Annotated in this window: 19 protein-coding genes; 1 reads left to right on the plus strand and 18 read right to left on the minus strand. The window is 45.1% G+C overall.

Going from position 1 to position 17,017, the window contains the following annotated elements:
• Window positions 1-2: 2 nt before the first annotated feature.
• The 12 genes from mltG to rluC all read right to left on the minus strand — a co-directional run bounded on the left by mltG (window position 3) and on the right by rluC (window position 8,886).
• The gene (gene mltG / locus VBY75_RS02905; RefSeq protein WP_416510948.1) at window positions 3-1,010 is read right to left on the minus strand and encodes an endolytic transglycosylase MltG; all 1,008 of its coding nucleotides are present in this window, start codon (window positions 1,008-1,010) and stop codon (window positions 3-5) included.
• Entirely contained in the window at window positions 1,007-1,792 is a 786-nt protein-coding gene (gene pabC / locus VBY75_RS02910; RefSeq protein WP_273023106.1) for an aminodeoxychorismate lyase, read from the minus strand. Before pabC ends, mltG begins: the two co-directional genes overlap by 4 nt.
• Window positions 1,793-1,846: 54 nt before the next feature.
• The gene (gene acpP / locus VBY75_RS02915) at window positions 1,847-2,086 is read right to left on the minus strand and encodes an acyl carrier protein (protein ID WP_011234585.1); all 240 of its coding nucleotides are present in this window, start codon (window positions 2,084-2,086) and stop codon (window positions 1,847-1,849) included.
• 117 nt (window positions 2,087-2,203) lie between these two features.
• Window positions 2,204-2,941, minus strand: a complete 738-nt coding sequence (fabG, locus tag VBY75_RS02920; RefSeq protein WP_224797470.1) for a 3-oxoacyl-ACP reductase FabG — start codon at window positions 2,939-2,941, stop codon at window positions 2,204-2,206.
• A gap of 16 nt (window positions 2,942-2,957) precedes the next feature.
• Window positions 2,958-3,878, minus strand: a complete 921-nt coding sequence (gene fabD, locus VBY75_RS02925) for an ACP S-malonyltransferase (protein ID WP_199495158.1) — start codon at window positions 3,876-3,878, stop codon at window positions 2,958-2,960.
• A gap of 10 nt (window positions 3,879-3,888) precedes the next feature.
• Window positions 3,889-4,851: a beta-ketoacyl-ACP synthase III gene (locus VBY75_RS02930; protein ID WP_054488521.1), complete on the minus strand. Its 963-nt coding sequence runs from the start codon at window positions 4,849-4,851 to the stop codon at window positions 3,889-3,891.
• 16 nt (window positions 4,852-4,867) lie between these two features.
• Window positions 4,868-5,893, minus strand: coding sequence for a phosphate acyltransferase PlsX (gene plsX, locus VBY75_RS02935; protein WP_054487652.1), 1,026 nt, complete (start codon window positions 5,891-5,893; stop codon window positions 4,868-4,870).
• An 8-nt stretch (window positions 5,894-5,901) separates the two neighbouring features.
• Window positions 5,902-6,072 carry a 50S ribosomal protein L32 gene (gene rpmF / locus VBY75_RS02940; protein ID WP_011234590.1) on the minus strand — a complete coding sequence of 57 codons (171 nt, stop codon included), beginning with the start codon at window positions 6,070-6,072 and terminating at the stop codon, window positions 5,902-5,904.
• Between the two features lie 16 nt (window positions 6,073-6,088).
• Complete coding sequence (gene yceD, locus VBY75_RS02945; RefSeq protein ID WP_054487650.1) at window positions 6,089-6,616, minus strand: 23S rRNA accumulation protein YceD; 528 nt, start codon at window positions 6,614-6,616, stop codon at window positions 6,089-6,091.
• A 51-nt stretch (window positions 6,617-6,667) separates the two neighbouring features.
• Window positions 6,668-7,264 carry a Maf family protein gene (locus VBY75_RS02950; RefSeq protein ID WP_222236941.1) on the minus strand — a complete coding sequence of 199 codons (597 nt, stop codon included), beginning with the start codon at window positions 7,262-7,264 and terminating at the stop codon, window positions 6,668-6,670.
• On the minus strand, window positions 7,261-7,923 hold the full coding sequence (locus VBY75_RS02955) for an HAD-IA family hydrolase (RefSeq protein WP_222236940.1): 663 nt from the start codon (window positions 7,921-7,923) through the stop codon (window positions 7,261-7,263). The genes VBY75_RS02950 and VBY75_RS02955 overlap by 4 nt, the downstream gene beginning before the upstream one ends.
• Before the next feature lie 15 nt (window positions 7,924-7,938).
• Entirely contained in the window at window positions 7,939-8,886 is a 948-nt protein-coding gene (gene rluC, locus VBY75_RS02960; protein ID WP_054487645.1) for a 23S rRNA pseudouridine(955/2504/2580) synthase RluC, read from the minus strand.
• Window positions 8,887-9,338: 452 nt separating this feature from the next.
• Between rluC and rne the strand changes: the two genes are divergently transcribed.
• Complete coding sequence (gene rne / locus VBY75_RS02965) at window positions 9,339-12,236, plus strand: ribonuclease E (protein ID WP_416510955.1); 2,898 nt, start codon at window positions 9,339-9,341, stop codon at window positions 12,234-12,236.
• Window positions 12,237-12,309: 73 nt separating this feature from the next.
• On the opposite strand, the gene VBY75_RS02970 is transcribed toward rne, so the two are convergent.
• The 6 genes from VBY75_RS02970 to rpsA all read right to left on the minus strand — a co-directional run bounded on the left by VBY75_RS02970 (window position 12,310) and on the right by rpsA (window position 16,935).
• Window positions 12,310-12,630, minus strand: a complete 321-nt coding sequence (locus VBY75_RS02970; protein ID WP_416510957.1) for a ComEA family DNA-binding protein — start codon at window positions 12,628-12,630, stop codon at window positions 12,310-12,312.
• A 108-nt stretch (window positions 12,631-12,738) separates the two neighbouring features.
• Entirely contained in the window at window positions 12,739-13,434 is a 696-nt protein-coding gene (pyrF, locus tag VBY75_RS02975; protein WP_416510959.1) for an orotidine-5'-phosphate decarboxylase, read from the minus strand.
• Between the two features lie 3 nt (window positions 13,435-13,437).
• Window positions 13,438-14,595, minus strand: a complete 1,158-nt coding sequence (gene lapB, locus VBY75_RS02980) for a lipopolysaccharide assembly protein LapB (RefSeq protein WP_278356200.1) — start codon at window positions 14,593-14,595, stop codon at window positions 13,438-13,440.
• A 6-nt stretch (window positions 14,596-14,601) separates the two neighbouring features.
• Window positions 14,602-14,862 (minus strand): lipopolysaccharide assembly protein LapA domain-containing protein, encoded by a 261-nt coding sequence (locus VBY75_RS02985; protein ID WP_054487637.1) that lies wholly within the window; start codon window positions 14,860-14,862, stop codon window positions 14,602-14,604.
• Between the two features lie 74 nt (window positions 14,863-14,936).
• Entirely contained in the window at window positions 14,937-15,218 is a 282-nt protein-coding gene (locus VBY75_RS02990; RefSeq protein WP_054487634.1) for an integration host factor subunit beta, read from the minus strand.
• Window positions 15,219-15,255: 37 nt separating this feature from the next.
• Complete coding sequence (gene rpsA, locus VBY75_RS02995; protein ID WP_054487632.1) at window positions 15,256-16,935, minus strand: 30S ribosomal protein S1; 1,680 nt, start codon at window positions 16,933-16,935, stop codon at window positions 15,256-15,258.
• Window positions 16,936-17,017: the final 82 nt, after the last annotated feature.

Here is a 17,017-nt window from a genome sequence, read left to right on the forward strand (position 1 = left end):
AATTACTCTTGATTCAGTTGATAACGGCGAACAGCCTGCTGGTGTTCTTCCAGTGTTTCTGAGAAAACATGTCCACCCGACTTATCCGCCACAAAATAATAGTAAGGTGATCGCACCGGGTTAGCCGCGGCTTCAATGGATGCTTTTCCCGGCATCGCAATTGGTGTTGGCGGCAACCCGTTAATTCGATAGGTATTATAAGCGGTTTTCTCGCGCAAGTGAGCTCGCGTCAGATTACCGTCAAAATCTTCAATACCATAAATTGTCGTGGGATCAGATTGTAACCGCATACCAATTTCCAGACGGTTAGCAAAAACACTTGCAACCATAGGACGTTCGTCAGCCAGTCCCGTTTCTTTTTCAATAATTGAGGCCAATATTAGTAATTCGTACGGTGAGCCTACAGGACACCTGTCTGACCGCTGCTCCCAGGCTTCTGATAATACAGTCTGCATAGAAAGGTAAGCTTGTTTTAATATTGAAATGTCTGTGGTGTACGCTCTGTAGCTGTAGGTTTCGGGCAGCAGTACACCCTCAATAGCGGGCTCTTTAATACCTAAGGTTTGTTTGAGTTCTGAATCATTTAGATCAGAAGATTTACTGACCAAATAAGGCTGTTCTTTTAATTGAGCCAACCACTGATTAAAAGTTAAGCCTTCTACCAGAGTGACGGTAAATGTCTTTTCTCTGCCCTGGCTAAGCATTTCCCAAATATCAAACCAGCTTTGCTGTCCGTGTATTTCATACAGTCCTGCCTGCAGGTGATCAATATCTGCGAAAACCTGACTAATACGATAACTGACTAGCGGATGCCCACCCTGGAAGTGTTCAGTTACTTTGGCAGTTACCGTTCTGGCACTTTCTCCGCCTCTGAAGTCGAGCAACAAAGGAGTTGCAGACTCACCTTGAATAGGCTGCGATAAATACCAACGCCCGGAAATAAAAACAAGAACAGCTGAAATAGCTAACGCGGCAATAACGAACAAAAAAGTAAAACGTATTTTTTTCATATAAGCTGTTCTAATACTGAGGGTAATTCATCATTGGCCACTACTTTATCATTAAACTGAGTGACGGCGACAGCGCCTCTAACACTATTGGTAACGATTATTTTTTCCGCTCCGGCAAGTTCATTTAATGGGTAACAACCAATGTTTAAAGGTGCTAATAATTTTTCATCAATAATGAGTTGTCGAATAATACCGTTGATACCAGCAGCGCTGAGGTCAGGTGTGAACCACTGGCCCTCTTTAAACCAGAATACATTGCCTTGTATCGCCTCTACAATATATCCGCTTGAGTCACAAACCAGCAAATCATCATAACGGGAAGCGCTACACTCTCTCGTTAATAATACTTGCTCCAGCCTATTCAACGTTTTCAAGCCAGCTAACTCGGGTTGCTGAGCTAACCTTAATGTCGCAACTCCCATATGAACAGTGCCGGTTGTCGGCGGAGCGTCACTTACCTGAATGTATTCGTTAGCAATACAATCATCAGAAAAGCGGTAGCCTCTGCCACCGTTACCCCGGGTAACTATAACTTTACAAACACCCTTCTCTACTCCTGAGCATGCAACTTTTATGCGCTCAGCCAAAGAGTCGAAACTCGAATGGTTTATAAAGAGACGTTGGTTCGTATTTGAAAGTCTTTCAAGATGCCGTTCAATAAAGAGAGGAACACCATTAACAATGCGCATGGTGGTGAAGTGGCCATCACCAAATTGCAGACCTCTGTCGAGCTCTGAGCAGTGATAAGACACATTATTAAGTAGTATTTTACGTATAGTCATAACAAAAAAGGCGGAACCAGTGGCTCCGCCTTTTATATCACGTTCAACGACAAATTAGTCGTTAGAATGATTATTTACGTAATCGATTGCTGACTGAACTGTTTTAATTTTTTCAGCTTCTTCGTCTGGAATTTCAGTTTCAAATTCTTCTTCCAAAGCCATTACCAGTTCAACAGTATCTAAAGAGTCGGCACCTAAGTCATTTTCAAATGACGCTTCAGGCTTAACTTCTTCTTCTTTAACACCTAACTGTTCAACAATGATTTTCTTTACGCGTTCTTCAATAGTACTCATTTATAAAATCCCTCAAATAGTCATCGCGAGAGTGAAAATTGGCTGTAGTGTAGTGAAACCAGCCCCATTAATAAAGTAAAAAATAGCATAAAGTTAAGAGGTCGTACCGCTAACCTCTTAAACCATAGCCATACCACCATTAACGTGAATGGTCTCACCAGTGATATAAGCTGCACCTTCCGATGCTAAAAATGCTACCGCAGCAGCAATTTCCCTTGGCTCGCCTAAGCGCGCTGCCGGAATATTATCAAAAATAGCTTGTTTTTGTTCATCATTCAGCGACTTGGTCATGTCAGTATCAATAAAACCTGGCGCCACACAATTTACCGTGATGCCACGTGCAGCAACTTCTTTCGCCATAGCTTTGCTAAAACCAACCAAGCCAGCTTTAGCTGCACAGTAGTTTACCTGTCCGGGGTTTCCGGTTGTACCAACAACTGAACTGATGTTGATAATACGCCCATTACGGCGTTTCATCATACCACGCACCACCGCTTTACAAACCTTAAATACCGCTGACAAATTGGTGTTTAGTACGGCATCCCACTCGTCATCTTTCATTCTCATCATTAAATTATCACGAGTAATACCCGCATTATTAACCAGAATATCAATAGAACCGTACTTCTTTTCAATATCTTTTATGGTCTGCTGCAAGCTTTCCGCGTCAGTAACGTCCAGCGCTAAACCTTCACCATTAGACCCCAGGTATTCTGAAATTGCGGCTGCACCTTTATCGGATGTTGCAGTACCAATAACTTTGGCGCCCTGACTGGCTAGAGTTTCTGCTATGGCCTTTCCTATTCCGCGGCTTGCGCCGGTAATCAATGCGACTTTATTTTCAAAGTTTTGCACGTTAATAACCTATTAATTAAAGTGAGTTTAAAGAGTCTAACGTATTCAGTGCGCTACAACCAAAAGACTTCGTAATACGCTTATTCAGACCGGTAAGTACTTTGCCCGGACCAACCTCATAAGCTGTTTCGACACCCATTTGGGCAATCTGTTCCACAGTTTCTGTCCAGCGCACCGGACAATATAGCTGACGTACCAATGCATCTTTAATGGCGTCTTCGCTATCGGCTACAGCGACATCGACATTATTAATAACCGCTGTATGTGGTTGCTGTAGCTTCACCGACTTTAACGCTTCACCCAATTGACTGGCTGCCGGCTGCATTAAAGCACAATGCGACGGAACGCTGACAGGTAATGGTAATACACGCTTAGCACCGGCTTCTTTTAAAGCTTCTGCAGCTCGGGCTACTGCTTCTGCGTGCCCTGCTATAACAACCTGACCCGGTGAGTTATAGTTCACCGGAGTGACCACCTGTCCTGCCGCTTGCTCCAGGCAAATATTCTCAATGTCAGCGTCTTCCAGGCCAATTACTGCAGCCATAGCGCCTTCACCTTCAGCAACGGCTTGTTGCATAAATTGACCGCGTAAAGCGACTAATTTAACCGCATCAGAAAAACCAAGAGCTCCCGCGCAAACAAGTGCTGAATATTCACCTAGGCTGTGCCCCGCCATAACGCTCACATCGGCAAGGCCTTTTTCTTTAGCGACACGGTATAAAGCAACGCTAGCGGTCAGTAAAGCTGGCTGTGTGCGCTGGGTATCATTAAGTTTCTTCTCCGGCCCCTGTTGAACCAGTTCCCATAGGTCGTAATCTAAAACTGAACTTGCTTCAGAAAATGTTTCTTTAATTAAGGCAAAGTCGTTCGATAAATCGCCTAACATTCCAACGCTTTGTGACCCTTGTCCCGGAAATAACAATGCCGTTTTAGTCATAATTACCCTCTTAATATTGAACCAGCGCAGAGCCCCAGGCGAAACCACCACCAAAGGCCTCTAACAATAATTTTTGGCCGCGTTTTATACGTCCGTCTTTGACCGCCCAGTCAAGTGCTATTGGCACCGATGCCGCAGAAGTATTACCGGTTTTATCCAAAGTAATAACCACTCGCTCCATCGGCATATGTAATTTCTTTGCTGTTGCTTTAATGATACGCAAATTTGCCTGGTGAGGTATTAGCCAGTCCAGGTCCTGCGCCTGTAATCTATTCTCTGCCAGAGTATCGGTAACCAAACTGCTCAACTTAGCAACGGCAACTTTAAAAACCTCGTTACCTTTCATATACATCCAGGCGCTTTCTGCACTACCTTCAGTACCTCTGGGGGCTTGTTTCGCACCTAATAAGTGGCTGTATTCACCGGCGCTGTACAAGTGAGTTGAGAGAATACCGGGGGAGTCACTTTGTTCAAGTATGACAGCACCGGCCCCGTCACCAAAAAGTACCAGAGTGTTGCGATCATCGGGATCACACAACCGGGCAAGAACGTCGGCTCCTATCACCAGTATACGGCGATGTTGACCACTTTTAATAAATTGATCGGCAACAGAAAGTGCATAAATAAAACCGGAGCATGCGGCTCCGACATCAAACGCGGGAATGGATGTAATACCCAGCATACGCTGAATTTCACATGCAGCACTTGGAAATGCGTGTTCTGCAGAAGTGGTCGCAACCACTATCATATCCACATCTTGTGGATTCAGTTGAGCCGCAGCTAAGGCTTCTTTAGCGGCTTCAAACCCAATTGTTGCGGCCGTTTCGTTAGCTCCCGCAATACGTCGTTCCTTGATACCCGTACGTTCGGTTATCCATTCATCGGAGGTATCAACGCGTTTCGAGAGTTCTTCATTGGTCAGTCGTTGTTCCGGAAGATAATGCCCGGTACCAACAATTTTTGAATAAGTCATAGCGCTACTTAACTGATTACAGCTGTTCTGATAAGACTGCTTCGACACGATGTTTAATTCGTTCAGGAAGCTGTTCATGCGCTTCTGCGACGGCTTGCTGAATTGCACTATAGAAAGCGCCGGCGCTAGCGCTACCGTGACTTTTTATCACGACATGCCGCAATCCTATCAGACTCGCACCATTGTAGTGGTCGGGCTTCAGCCTATCCCAGGACTTGTGCGTTCGTTTTTGTAGAAAACGGAAGAAGAATCGGTACAACCAATGTGAGTTAAGCGTTTCCCGCATCTGCTCAATAATGAAAGTTGCAAGACCTTCACAGCTTTTCAGTGCAATATTACCCACGAAGCCATCACAAACAACGACATCGGCACGTCCACTGAATAAATGATTACCTTCAATAAAACCAATATAGTTGACGTGGTCGCATTGTGCGAGTCGCGCGGCCGCGTTCCGCACTACATCGTTACCTTTAATGTCCTCTTCGCCCATATTAAGAAGGCTAATTTTTGGGGCAGGCACTCCAGAAAGATACTCCGCAGCTACAGCTCCCATAACACCAAATTGAAATAATGTTTCCGAGTCACAGCTTGCGTTGGCGCCCAAGTCCAATAGATACGATTTACCACCGGTTTGATTCGGCAGTGCTGTCATTAACGCCGGGCGTAACACTCCGGGCAAGGTTTTTAAAGTAAAATAGGCGTTAGTCATCAGCGCGCCGGTATTTCCCCCGCTTACCATAGCCTGGCAATCGCCCTCTGTTAGTGTATTAAGAGCAATGCGCATGGAGGATTCTGGTTTGCTGCGTAAAGACTGCCCAGGCTTATCATCCATTTCGATGATTTGCTCTGCATGAATGAGTTTTACTGCCGGATGAGAGTTTAAGTGATGCTTTTCAAGCAACGGGGTGAGTTCATGCTGATGCCCGACAACGGTGAATTTAACATCAGGATACTGATGAACCGCTTTTTCCAGGGCTTCTATAACAATAGAGGGGCCATTATCGCCCCCCATTGCATCAATCGCTATGTTCAGTTCAGGCATGGCCTGTCTTACTTATTAACGACCTTACGACCCTTATAATAACCGTCGGCTGTTACGTGGTGACGACGATGCGTTTCACCCGTAGTTGAGTCAACCGACAGTGTTGGGCCGTCTATCGCATCGTGTGAACGACGCATGTCGCGTCTTGAACGACTTTTCTTACTCTTTTGAACAGCCATTTACGCTATCTCCTGATTATTTACGCTTCAATTCTTGTAATACGGCAAACGGGTTCTCAGACTCTTCAGCAGCTGATTCGTCAATTTCGCCCCACGTCATCGCATCACGATCCACCTGACATGCCTTAGCGTCGTGCTTAGGAGCTAATGGCATAGCCAGAATTAATTCGTCTTCAACAAGCCCATGCAAGTTAATTTCCCCAAAATCGTTTACCTCAATAGCTTCATAGCTATCAGGAAAGTCATCTGCCACCTGCCGCTTAGTGACAGGAGCATACGCAAATTGCGCCAGAATATCAACTGCCAAGGGCGTATTACAGCGTTCACAAAGTACTTTTACAGCAACTTTTGCTTTCCCTGTAAAATAGCTAATGCCCTGTTCATCAATTCCAAACTCAACGCTGGCCTCAGGGTCCGGGCATGGTTCAACCAGGCTTTCCTGAAGTCGTGTCATTGTTTTTCCAGGCACAACCCCGTCATATACCACTTTCTTATTGGCACTTTTGACTGGATCTACTGTTACGGGAATACGAACGTTTTGCATAGCGCGCGAATGTTAACGAAGTTCCACCTTAGTGACAAGGGAAATCTGTCGTTATTCCTTATTTAGAGGGTTAATTTTATGAGTTCTCAGCATATCCAATAAGGCAATGGCCGGTAACCCAATTAATGTGTTGGGATCATTCCCTTTTAAACTGTTAAATAAACTGATACCCAGGCCTTCACTTTTAAAACTCCCGGCACAATCAAATGGCTCTTCCAACTCGACGTAGCGCTCAATTTCGTTTTCACTTAAGTGTCGAAATTCTACGTTAAAAGGTTCCACTCTCACTTCGCACTGTTCCGTCGCGGTGTTCAGTACTGCCAGACCGGTGTAAAAAGTAACGGTTTTACCAACAAACCCCAGTAATTGCTTAACGGCATTCTCAGCATTACCGGGTTTTCCTAGTATCTGTCCGTCACAAACTGCAACCTGATCGGAACCAATAATAACCGCCTGTTTATGAGCCATGAGCTTTTCAACTGCACGGGCTTTGGCTTCAGCTAAACGCCCTACCAACTGTTGTGGGCTCTCGGAAGTGATTGCAGACTCATCAATATCGGGCTTAACAACTTCGTACTTCAAGTGCAGTTTATCTAAAATTTCACGACGGTATTTAGAACCTGAACCAAGGATTAACGGTAATGTCATGGTCTCTCCTTTATAAGTCTGTCACTGAGCTCTGTTAATGAGTCTACAACCAAAGCAGCACCTGCCTCACGTAATCTCTCTGCATTATGTACACCAAAACTAACACCAACAGGATGCACACCTGCTGCAATAGCCATTTTCATATCATGAACCGAATCGCCAACCATGACTGTTTCTTCCTGATGAGCGTTTAATTCATCCATTATCTCATAAAGCATTTGAGGGTCAGGTTTACCCCGGGTCTCGCTTGCACACCGGGAAGCTACAAAGTAATGTTCGGTTTCGCTTTCTGACCAAACTCGCTGTAAGCCTCTGCGAGCTTTTCCCGTTGCCACGGCCAGCTGAAGACCCGAATCTGTGAGCTGAGACAAGACAGCTTTCGCATCATTGAATAAGGGCGACGGTGTGGGATTTAAATCGACATATTCATCACGGTATTGGACTAAAAAGCCATCCAACTCTACTGGGTTAAGCACACCAAACAACTTCTCAATGGCCGGCTCAAGGCTCAAACCAATAATATCTCTAACGGCAACATCGGTTGGAACGGGCAAACCAATATGCCGGGCGGTGTTCTGCATAGACGACACAATTCGGCCTATCGAATCCATCAAGGTGCCATCCCAGTCAAACACAATAAGTCGCTTATCGTACATCATTATAAGCTGTCCATATTATTGGGGAGTCAGTCGCTTTAATGTTTCTTGTAAGTTGTCGTCCAGCGGTGCCTCAAAAGCAACTTCTTTAGCCGTAACAGGATGTAGGAAGCGTAACTGCCAGGCGTGTAAAAACAAACGCTTTAAGCCAACTTGAGACATTGTGTTATCAAAATCCGCGTCACCGTATTTAGGGTCCTTTGCTATAGGATGTCCGGCGTGCAGTGCGTGCACTCTAATTTGGTGAGTTCTTCCGGTAACAGGAGAAGCTTCTACTAATGTCCCTTCCTTATACCTTTGCTGGATACGAAAACGGGTTAAAGAGGCTTTACCTTCCGCATCAACACGTACAATTCGTTCACCGGACTTTAATGTGTTTTTCTTTAGCGGAGCTTCAACACTGCGAACCCGCTTTTGCCATTGCCCCCGAACTAATGCCAGGTATTGCTTATTCATTTCTTTATTGCGCAACTGTTCATGCAAGTTTCGCAACACCGAACGTTTTTTAGCAACCAACAACAAGCCGCTGGTATCTCTGTCCAGCCTATGTACCAGCTCTAAGCTCTTTTCTTTAGGGCGTAAGGCTCTAAGCCCTTCAATTAGACCGAACTGCAAGCCCGAACCACCATGCACTGCAACACCTGAAGGTTTATTAATTAACATCAGTGCGTCATCTTCGTACAAAATGGCATGTTCAAGCGCCGCTACCTGCTCTAAATTAGCTGACGGTAAATCCGGGCGTTCGCTGACTTTAACCGGAGGGATACGAATAAGATCGCCCTCCTTCAGCTTATAATCAGGTTTTATCCGCTTTTTATTCGCGCGCACTTCACCTTTACGTACAATTCGGTATACCAATGACTTAGGCACACCGCGTAATTGCGCAATTAGGAAGTTGTCTATTCGCTGCCCCGACTCGTCTGCAGAGACGGTGTGCCAGCGGACTTCTTGTTGTATCGTTTTCATAACGCCATTTTACCATCATCTGCAGGATTCAACAGAGAAATTGTTGCTTGTATTTTCAGTGGTTTTCATGAAATAATTAAGTGTCAAAGTCCATCGAAGATGGCAGACGAAGAATATATTTCGCGCAGTCGAAGTAACAGAGCGACGCATTATCCACATCAGCATACGGTTTTAAAGTTTAAAAAGAGACTTGCCCGAGATGTTGATGGCACGGAGAAGAACACAGCACATCGAACACGCTTTGTTTAATAATCGATTGCAGACGTAAAATTTAGCGACAATATGACACCGAACAGTTGGTGTTATCGGCACAGTCAAACTCATTTTAGTTACACGTTGTAGATGACGGGTAACGCAGGTCCCAAAGGGCCTGCAGCGACAGACGAATTCGATAATTGCACGATCGCCATAGGGGCGTGTCATATTGTGGCCCAAAGAATTGAGTCACAGTAATGAAAAGAATGCTAATAAATGCCACGCAATTAGAAGAATTGCGTGTAGCGTTGGTTGACGGCCAACGCCTTTACGATTTAGATATTGAAAGCCCTGGTCACGAACAAAAGAAAGCCAACATCTATAAAGGCAAAATTACTCGTATTGAGCCTAGCCTTGAAGCGGCTTTCGTTGATTATGGCGCTGACCGCCACGGCTTCCTTCCTCTTAAAGAAATCGCAAAAACCTACTTCCCACAAGGTTATACCTTCCAGGGCCGCCCGAATATCAAAGACGTGGTTAAAGAAGGTCAGGAAGTTATTGTTCAAATTGATAAAGAAGAACGCGGACAAAAAGGCGCCGCCTTAACCACGTTTATTTCTTTAGCGGGCAGTTATTTGGTACTTATGCCAAATAACCCTCGCGCAGGCGGTATTTCACGTCGCATTGAAGGCGACGAGCGCTCAGCACTTAAAGAAGCTTTATCAGAACTGAATGTGCCTAAAGAAATGGGGCTCATTGTTCGTACAGCTGGCGTAGGGAAATCTAAGGAAGAATTAGAGTGGGATTTAAACGTCTTACTTAACCATTGGGAAGCTATTAGTAAAGCCGCCGATGAACGCCCTGCCCCTTTCCTTATTCACCAGGAAAGTAATGTTATTTTCCGTGCTCTGCGGGACTACTTACGCCGTGACATCGGCGAAGTGCTTATTGATAGCCCGAAAGTATACGAGCAGGTACGCACACACATACAATTAATTCGTCCGGACTTTCTGCAACGAGTAAAACAATATGAAGGTGACGTTCCGCTATTCAGTCACTATCAAATTGAAAGCCAAATTGAATCAGCTTTTCAACGCGAAGTTCGCCTTCCGTCCGGTGGTTCAATTGTTATCGATCCGACAGAAGCCTTAACCTCTATCGACATTAACTCCTCTCGCGCCACTAAAGGCGGAGATATCGAAGAGACGGCACTGCAGACTAACCTTGAAGCAGCAGAAGAAATTGCGCGTCAGTTGCGCCTTCGTGATGTGGGTGGCTTAGTTGTTATCGATTTTATTGATATGACGCCTTCTCGCCACCAACGCGATGTGGAAAACCGCCTGCGCGATAGTCTGTCTCAAGACAGAGCTCGCATTCAGGTTGCCCGTATTTCACGGTTTGGCTTGATGGAAATGTCGCGCCAACGCCTGCGCCCATCACTGGGCGAGTCTGCAAACAATGTTTGTCCTCGTTGTAACGGTCAGGGAACCATACGTTCAAGTGACTCTTTAGCACTTTCAATCTTACGTTTGATTGAAGAAGAAGCGATTAAAGACAATACCATTCAGGTTCATTCACAGGTGCCAGTTGACGTAGCCACGTATTTGTTAAACGAAAAGCGTCAATCGGTTAACCATATTGAAAAACGCCATAACGTTAAAATCGTCATTATTCCAAACCATCACCTGGAAACCCCGCATTTTGAAGTTTTACGAATTCGTGATGACGAAGTTCCTGAATCAGCAAGTTTTCAGTTGGTGCAAAAACCAGAGCAAACAGAGTCTCCGGTTTCTATTACCCTGACCCAGGATAAAGCTAAGTTTGAGGAGCCAGCATTAAAAGGCCTTCAGGCTCCGAGCGCAGCGCCTACCCCAGCGCCAAAAGTTGAAGCTAAAAAACCAGCTCAACCATCATTACTGACTCGTTTGAAAGCTTGGTTCTCAGGTTTATTTGGTTCCGATGAAGCAGAAAGCCAGGCCGAAGCAAATAAAAACAAACAAAGAACTTCGCAAAATCAACGGAATCAGCAACGTCGAGGCCGTAACCGCCGTTCTGGTAACCGTCAGCAACGGGGTCGCAACCAGTCTACAGTTAACAAGGATGAGCCTAGCAAAGAAGCGGCTTCTACAGCTGAAGAGAAGTCGACCGATTCACGTGATGATGCAGGCACTCGCAACACACGTAACCGGAATGACCGCAGACGTCGTGGACGCAGTAATAAAGCAAACCAGACACCAAAAACTGAAGCGGCTAAGAACGATCAAGCGAGTACTGCGGCTGAGCCAGAAAAAGCCAAAGAGCCAAAAGCTCCTCAAGATAAGCCTCGCCGTCAGCGTAAACCTATTGAAAAGTCGGTTAGAGTTTCATCTGCCGGGGATACAGTAAAAGCAAAAGAGGCTAAGCAAGAGGAACAAAGTACTGAGCAGGTCAGTGCCGACAATAGCTCTCAAAAGCAAACAGCGGCAAAAGAAAAGCCGGCACAGCAAAGTAGCTCCGGTAAAGCTGAAAACAAGGCCATTTCTGATAAGGTGCTTGATCCACGCATTCAGGCTGCTGCTGAACTCGTGCAAAATCAGGCTCAGTCTAAAACAGCTGATGATGAAAAGCATGAAGAGCAGCCAACAGCTCCTCAGGTAGAAAAAGCTAAGCAGGAAAGCGTGGAGCAAGAAGAAAAGGCAAAAGAAGCCGTTTCCGATAATGCGCCTCAGTCTGAAGAGAAAGCTGAAACGGCTGTTGAGAAAGCTGAAGCACCTACGCCAGCAGAGCATGCTGATGCAGCTGAACCTGAAGCGTCTCATGAAGCGCCAAAGGCCAAGGCCGTAGAAGAAGAGCCAGCAAAAGAAAACACTGAGCCCAAAGCAAATGAAGAAAAGAAAGGTCGGGATCGCTCTCGCCGTTCTCCTCGCCACCAGCGTGCTGCGGGTCAAAAACGCAAGCAACAAGGTAAGGCCGAGGCCGTTATACCAAACCGTTCTTTGAGCGGCTCATCCTTTTCGGCCATGACTAAAGCTACAGCAGTAGAGCGCACTGAAGATTTCAAAGCACTACCTATTGCACAAGCGACCAGTCGCCAGGAGTTTACTAAGGACAGTCGTGTAGCGAGTATTTCTCAGGCTCGCTCCAGTTCTTATGCTGAAATGGCGAAATGTGACTAAGGGTATTTAAGCAACAAAAAGGGTCGGTAGTTATACGCTACCGACCTTTTTTTATCTCTGGAGTTTAAGTTTCTTACTGCTTAATAGTAATGAATGCGCGGTTTTTTTCTAAGGTTTTTGCGCCTATACCTTTCACATCAAGTAGTTGCTCAACTTCTGTAAAGCCACCTAATTTCTCACGTAACTCGATAATTTGCTCGGCTCGTTTCACGCCGACACCAACCAGAACGTCGGAAATTTCCTGAGCAGAGCCGGTATTAATGTTGACAGTTTTTACGTTGGTATCTTGCACTACTGGTGATGCAGTTGCTGTAACCGGCATTGAGCCCGCTTGTGCACCGCAAACCCAAAAGAGTGATGTTCCTAATAGTATGGATAATAATTTTAGCTTCATAGTATCTATTCCCTTTCGATAAAGTCACTGCGTCACTGCAGTAGAGATACTATAGCCGAACTTTTTTACCATCTGGCGAGATTACGATATTACCAGGCGTTAAGTAGGTTACTCTCCTATGGAAGCCAGAATTTCTGCAACGGTCTCTTCAGGGTTTTCTGAGCGCGTGATAGGACGCCCGATAACCATATAGTCAACACCAGCAAGCATAGCTTCCTTAGGGGTCATTACTCGCTTCTGATCGTCCGTTGCACTATTGGCAGGTCTTATCCCCGGCGTAACCAGTTTAAATGATTCACCCAGTGCGTCTTTAACCATTCGCGCTTCTTGTGCAGAGCATACCACACCGTCTAAGCCTGCTTTCTGCGTCAACTTAGCTAAATTGAGTACCTGTTGTTCTGCCGTTACCTGAATACCAATATCAGCAAGATCTGCATCACTCATACTGGTCAGCACCGTTACAGCAATTAACAGTGGTGGGTTATCAAAAGGCTCGAGCGCATCTTTAGCCGCTTTCATCATGTCACTTCCGCCACTGGCGTGGACATTGACAATATCAACACCAATTTTAGCCGCCGAAGTGACAGCTTTAGCAACTGTATTGGGAATATCGTGAAATTTTAAATCCAGAAAGATGGAAAAACCTTGTTCTACTTGCTTGCGTACCCATTCAGGGCCAATAGAGGTAAACAACTCCTTTCCAACTTTAAGTCCAACTTGCCCGGAAGGAAGCCTGCTGACTAACTGGTCAGCTTCTTCTTGTGTCTGGCAATCTAAAGCTACATATATTTTCGGCAATGCCATGTCTTATTCACCATCTAGTCCAAAAATAGGTTTTGTTGTTGACCAACTCTTACAGGAAGGACAACGCCAATACAAAGTATGCCCTGAGAAACCGCAATGACGGCACTTATAATTTGGCCTCTGCACTATGTGTTCGTGCACCATTTTCTGCAGTCTACGAAGACTGTCACGGGCATTACCAACATCAGCGGCCCGGATGTGAAGCCCCATTAAATAATGGAACCCTCGCATCGTTGGATGCTGCTCTAACACCTGAGTCATAAAGTGCTCGGCATCTTCAATGCTTTGAGATTCGCAAATTTTTTCGGCCAGTGTAATTGCTGCCGTTATTCCGGCGTTCTGCTCGACACAAGTATGGAGAAATTCGATAAACGTATGAGTATCAGAAGTCTTTTCAAAAGCTTCCTCTAGCAACGGTATGGTTTCGCAAACAAACGACTTATCTTGTTCAAATACCCGGGTCAGATAATTAATAGACTCACTATACCGCCCTTCATTCATATAGATTTTACCCAGGGAAAGTACGGCGCGAACACAGTTATCATCATGTTTTAATGCTTTATTGTAATGCTTTATTTTACTGGTGGTATTGTCATCTAATTCAGCAAGTTCGCAATAAAGTTGCGCCAGAACCACTCGAGCTTCCGGGTCTTGCTTAGACAGCCGTAAGGCAATCTTTATGGCTTTATCCCACTCATGGGTAGATTCGTACAGCTCCAGAAGGTGCTTTTGGCTCTTTTCCCGAAACAGTTTGTAACTTTGCAAACCCGCAAACATCTGTTCAGCGCGATCGTAAATTCCGGCAGAAAGGTAATCTTTTCCTAACTCATACATAGCTGTTAAACGGTCGTGCTCGGATAAATTAGGAAGTGATGTCAGATTTTTATGAATTTTTATTGCCCGCTCTACTTCGCCCCGGCGACGGAATAGCTTCCCTAAAGTCCAGTGCGTTTCAATGGTTTCGCTATCAACATCTAACAGCTCAACAAATAAGTCTACAGCTTTGTCTGGCTGGTCTGATAATAAAAGGTTGATACCAGTGGCGTACTGTTTGGAAAATCGTTTTTGCTCTTTCCGCTCTTCTGTGCGAACACTGTTACGACCCATGAACCAGCCATAGGCAGCAGCAATTGGTAGAAGTAGGAAAAGAAGCTCTAGCATGAGCTATTAACTCTCTTTATCCAATTTATTGACGCGTCTAAGCAGGCGATTGTAACGATAACGCCAGGACAGACTCGACAGGAAAAGTAGGAGAATACCAACAACAAACCCGCTACCAAAAAAGATAGCCAGTAATGATGCAACAGCCATTTCAGTTTGCAGTACCAACAAATTCACAATAACAGTTTGTGGGTTCTGGGCACCAAAAGCCATTGCTAAAAGAAATATGAGTAATACAGGAATGAGAATAAGCAGCTTCTTCAGCATAATCGCTTACCTGTTAGTTATAAAAAAACGGCATGCCAGTATAGCATGCCGTTTTTATCAATCGAGCTTAAAAACTAACTTAACGTATCGACCCTCTCGCGAAGCTCTTTGCCCGCCTTAAAATGCGGTACATACTTACCGTCTAATTCAACGGCTTCACCCGTTTTTGGGTTACGACCTACACGAGGAGCCCGATAATGCAGAGAGAAGCTTCCAAACCCTCGAATTTCTACGCGCTTGCCTTGTGACAAGGACTGCACCATCTGTTCAAGAATTTCTTTTACCGAAGCTTCAACCTGCTTAGGAGGTAACTCGTGTTTCAAAGTTAACCTTTCAATCAGCTCTGATTTAGTCATCATTACCTCCTCTAATCAACTGCGTAAGTGCAGGAAATTATTCGTCGTCAGTTTTTGCAGCTTTAAAGGCTTCAGCCATTGCGCTGTTAAGACCGCCGCTTTCTTGCTGCTTGTTGACGCTTTCAACCGCTTCTTTCTCTTCTGCTTCGTCTTTCGCTTTGATAGACAAGCTCAGAGTACGGTTTTTGCGATCAACGCCCATGAAGCGAGCTTCAATAGAATCACCAACGCTTAATTCAGTGCTTGCATCTTCAACACGCTCACGTGAGATGTCTGCTGCACGAACATAGCCTTCAACGCTTTCAGCTAATTCAACTTTAGCGCCTTTAGCGTCTACTTCAGTAACTGTACCTGTAACAATAGCACCTTTTTTATTGGCTGCCAGGTAGTTATTGAATGGGTCTTCTTCAAGCTGCTTGATACCTAGTGAGATACGCTCACGTTCAGCATCAACCTGCATAACTACAGCGGTAACTTCTTCACCTTTTTTGTAGTCACGAACGGCTTCTTCGCCAGTAGCGTTCCAGCTAATGTCTGACAAGTGAACCAAACCATCAATACCGCCGTCAAGACCGATGAAGATACCGAAGTCAGTGATTGACTTGATCTTACCAGTAACTTGCTCGCCTTTATTGTGGTTCTTCGCAAACTCTTCCCAAGGGTTAGGTTTGCACTGCTTAAGGCCTAGTGAAATACGACGACGTTCTTCGTCAATTTCCAGAACCATAACTTCAACAGTGTCGTCCAGGTTAACCACTTTAGAAGGATGAACGTTTTTGTTAGTCCAGTCCATTTCTGAGACGTGTACCAGACCTTCAACACCCTCTTCGATTTCAACGAAGCAGCCGTAATCAGTCAAGTTCGTAACACGACCAGTTAAACGGTGACCTTCTGGGTAACGGTTTGCGATATCTGCCCATGGATCTTCGCCTAATTGCTTAAGGCCAAGAGATACACGAGTGCGCTCACGATCAAACTTCAATACTTTAACAGTGATTTCATCGCCAACGTTTACGATTTCACTTGGGTGCTTAACGCGTTTCCAAGCCATATCGGTAATGTGCAATAAGCCATCGACGCCGCCTAAATCAACGAATGCGCCGTAGTCAGTCAGGTTCTTAACGATACCCTGAACTTCCTGACCTTCTTGCAAGTTTTCAAGCAGCTCTTCACGCTCTGCACTGTTCTCTTTCTCGATAACAGCACGGCGAGACACAACAACGTTGTTACGTTTTTGATCAAGCTTGATAACTTTGAATTCTAAATCTTTGTTTTCCAGGTGCGTTGTTTCACGTACTGGACGTACATCAACCAGTGAACCAGGCAAGAATGCGCGAACGCCGCCTAAGTCTACTGTGAAGCCACCCTTAACCTTACCAGAAATAATACCGATAACGGTTGCATTGTCTTCGTGTGCTTTTTCAAGCTGCAGCCATGCTTCGTAACGTTTCGCTTTTTCGCGAGACAGAATGGTTTCACCAAAGCCGTCTTCTACTGCATCAAGGGCTACATCAACTTCGTCACCGACGCTGACTTCTAATTCACCTTCTGCATTACGGAACTGTTCTGCTGGAATCGCGCTTTCTGATTTAAGACCCGCGTCTACTAAGACCAAATCTTTTTCGATGGCAACGATAGTACCTTTAACAATGGAGCCCGGGCGTGTTTCAACTTCCTTTAGGCTTTCTTCAAATAATTCTGCAAAATTTTCTGACATAGTGATTAACTTCGCTTATAAATAAGACGTCCACTGAACTTCCGTATACAGCGGGGTTATTAAAAAAGTCTGTTTGCTTCCT

This window comes from Idiomarina sp. HB (assembly GCF_048059115.1).
Lineage (GTDB): Bacteria > Pseudomonadota > Gammaproteobacteria > Enterobacterales > Alteromonadaceae > Idiomarina > Idiomarina abyssalis.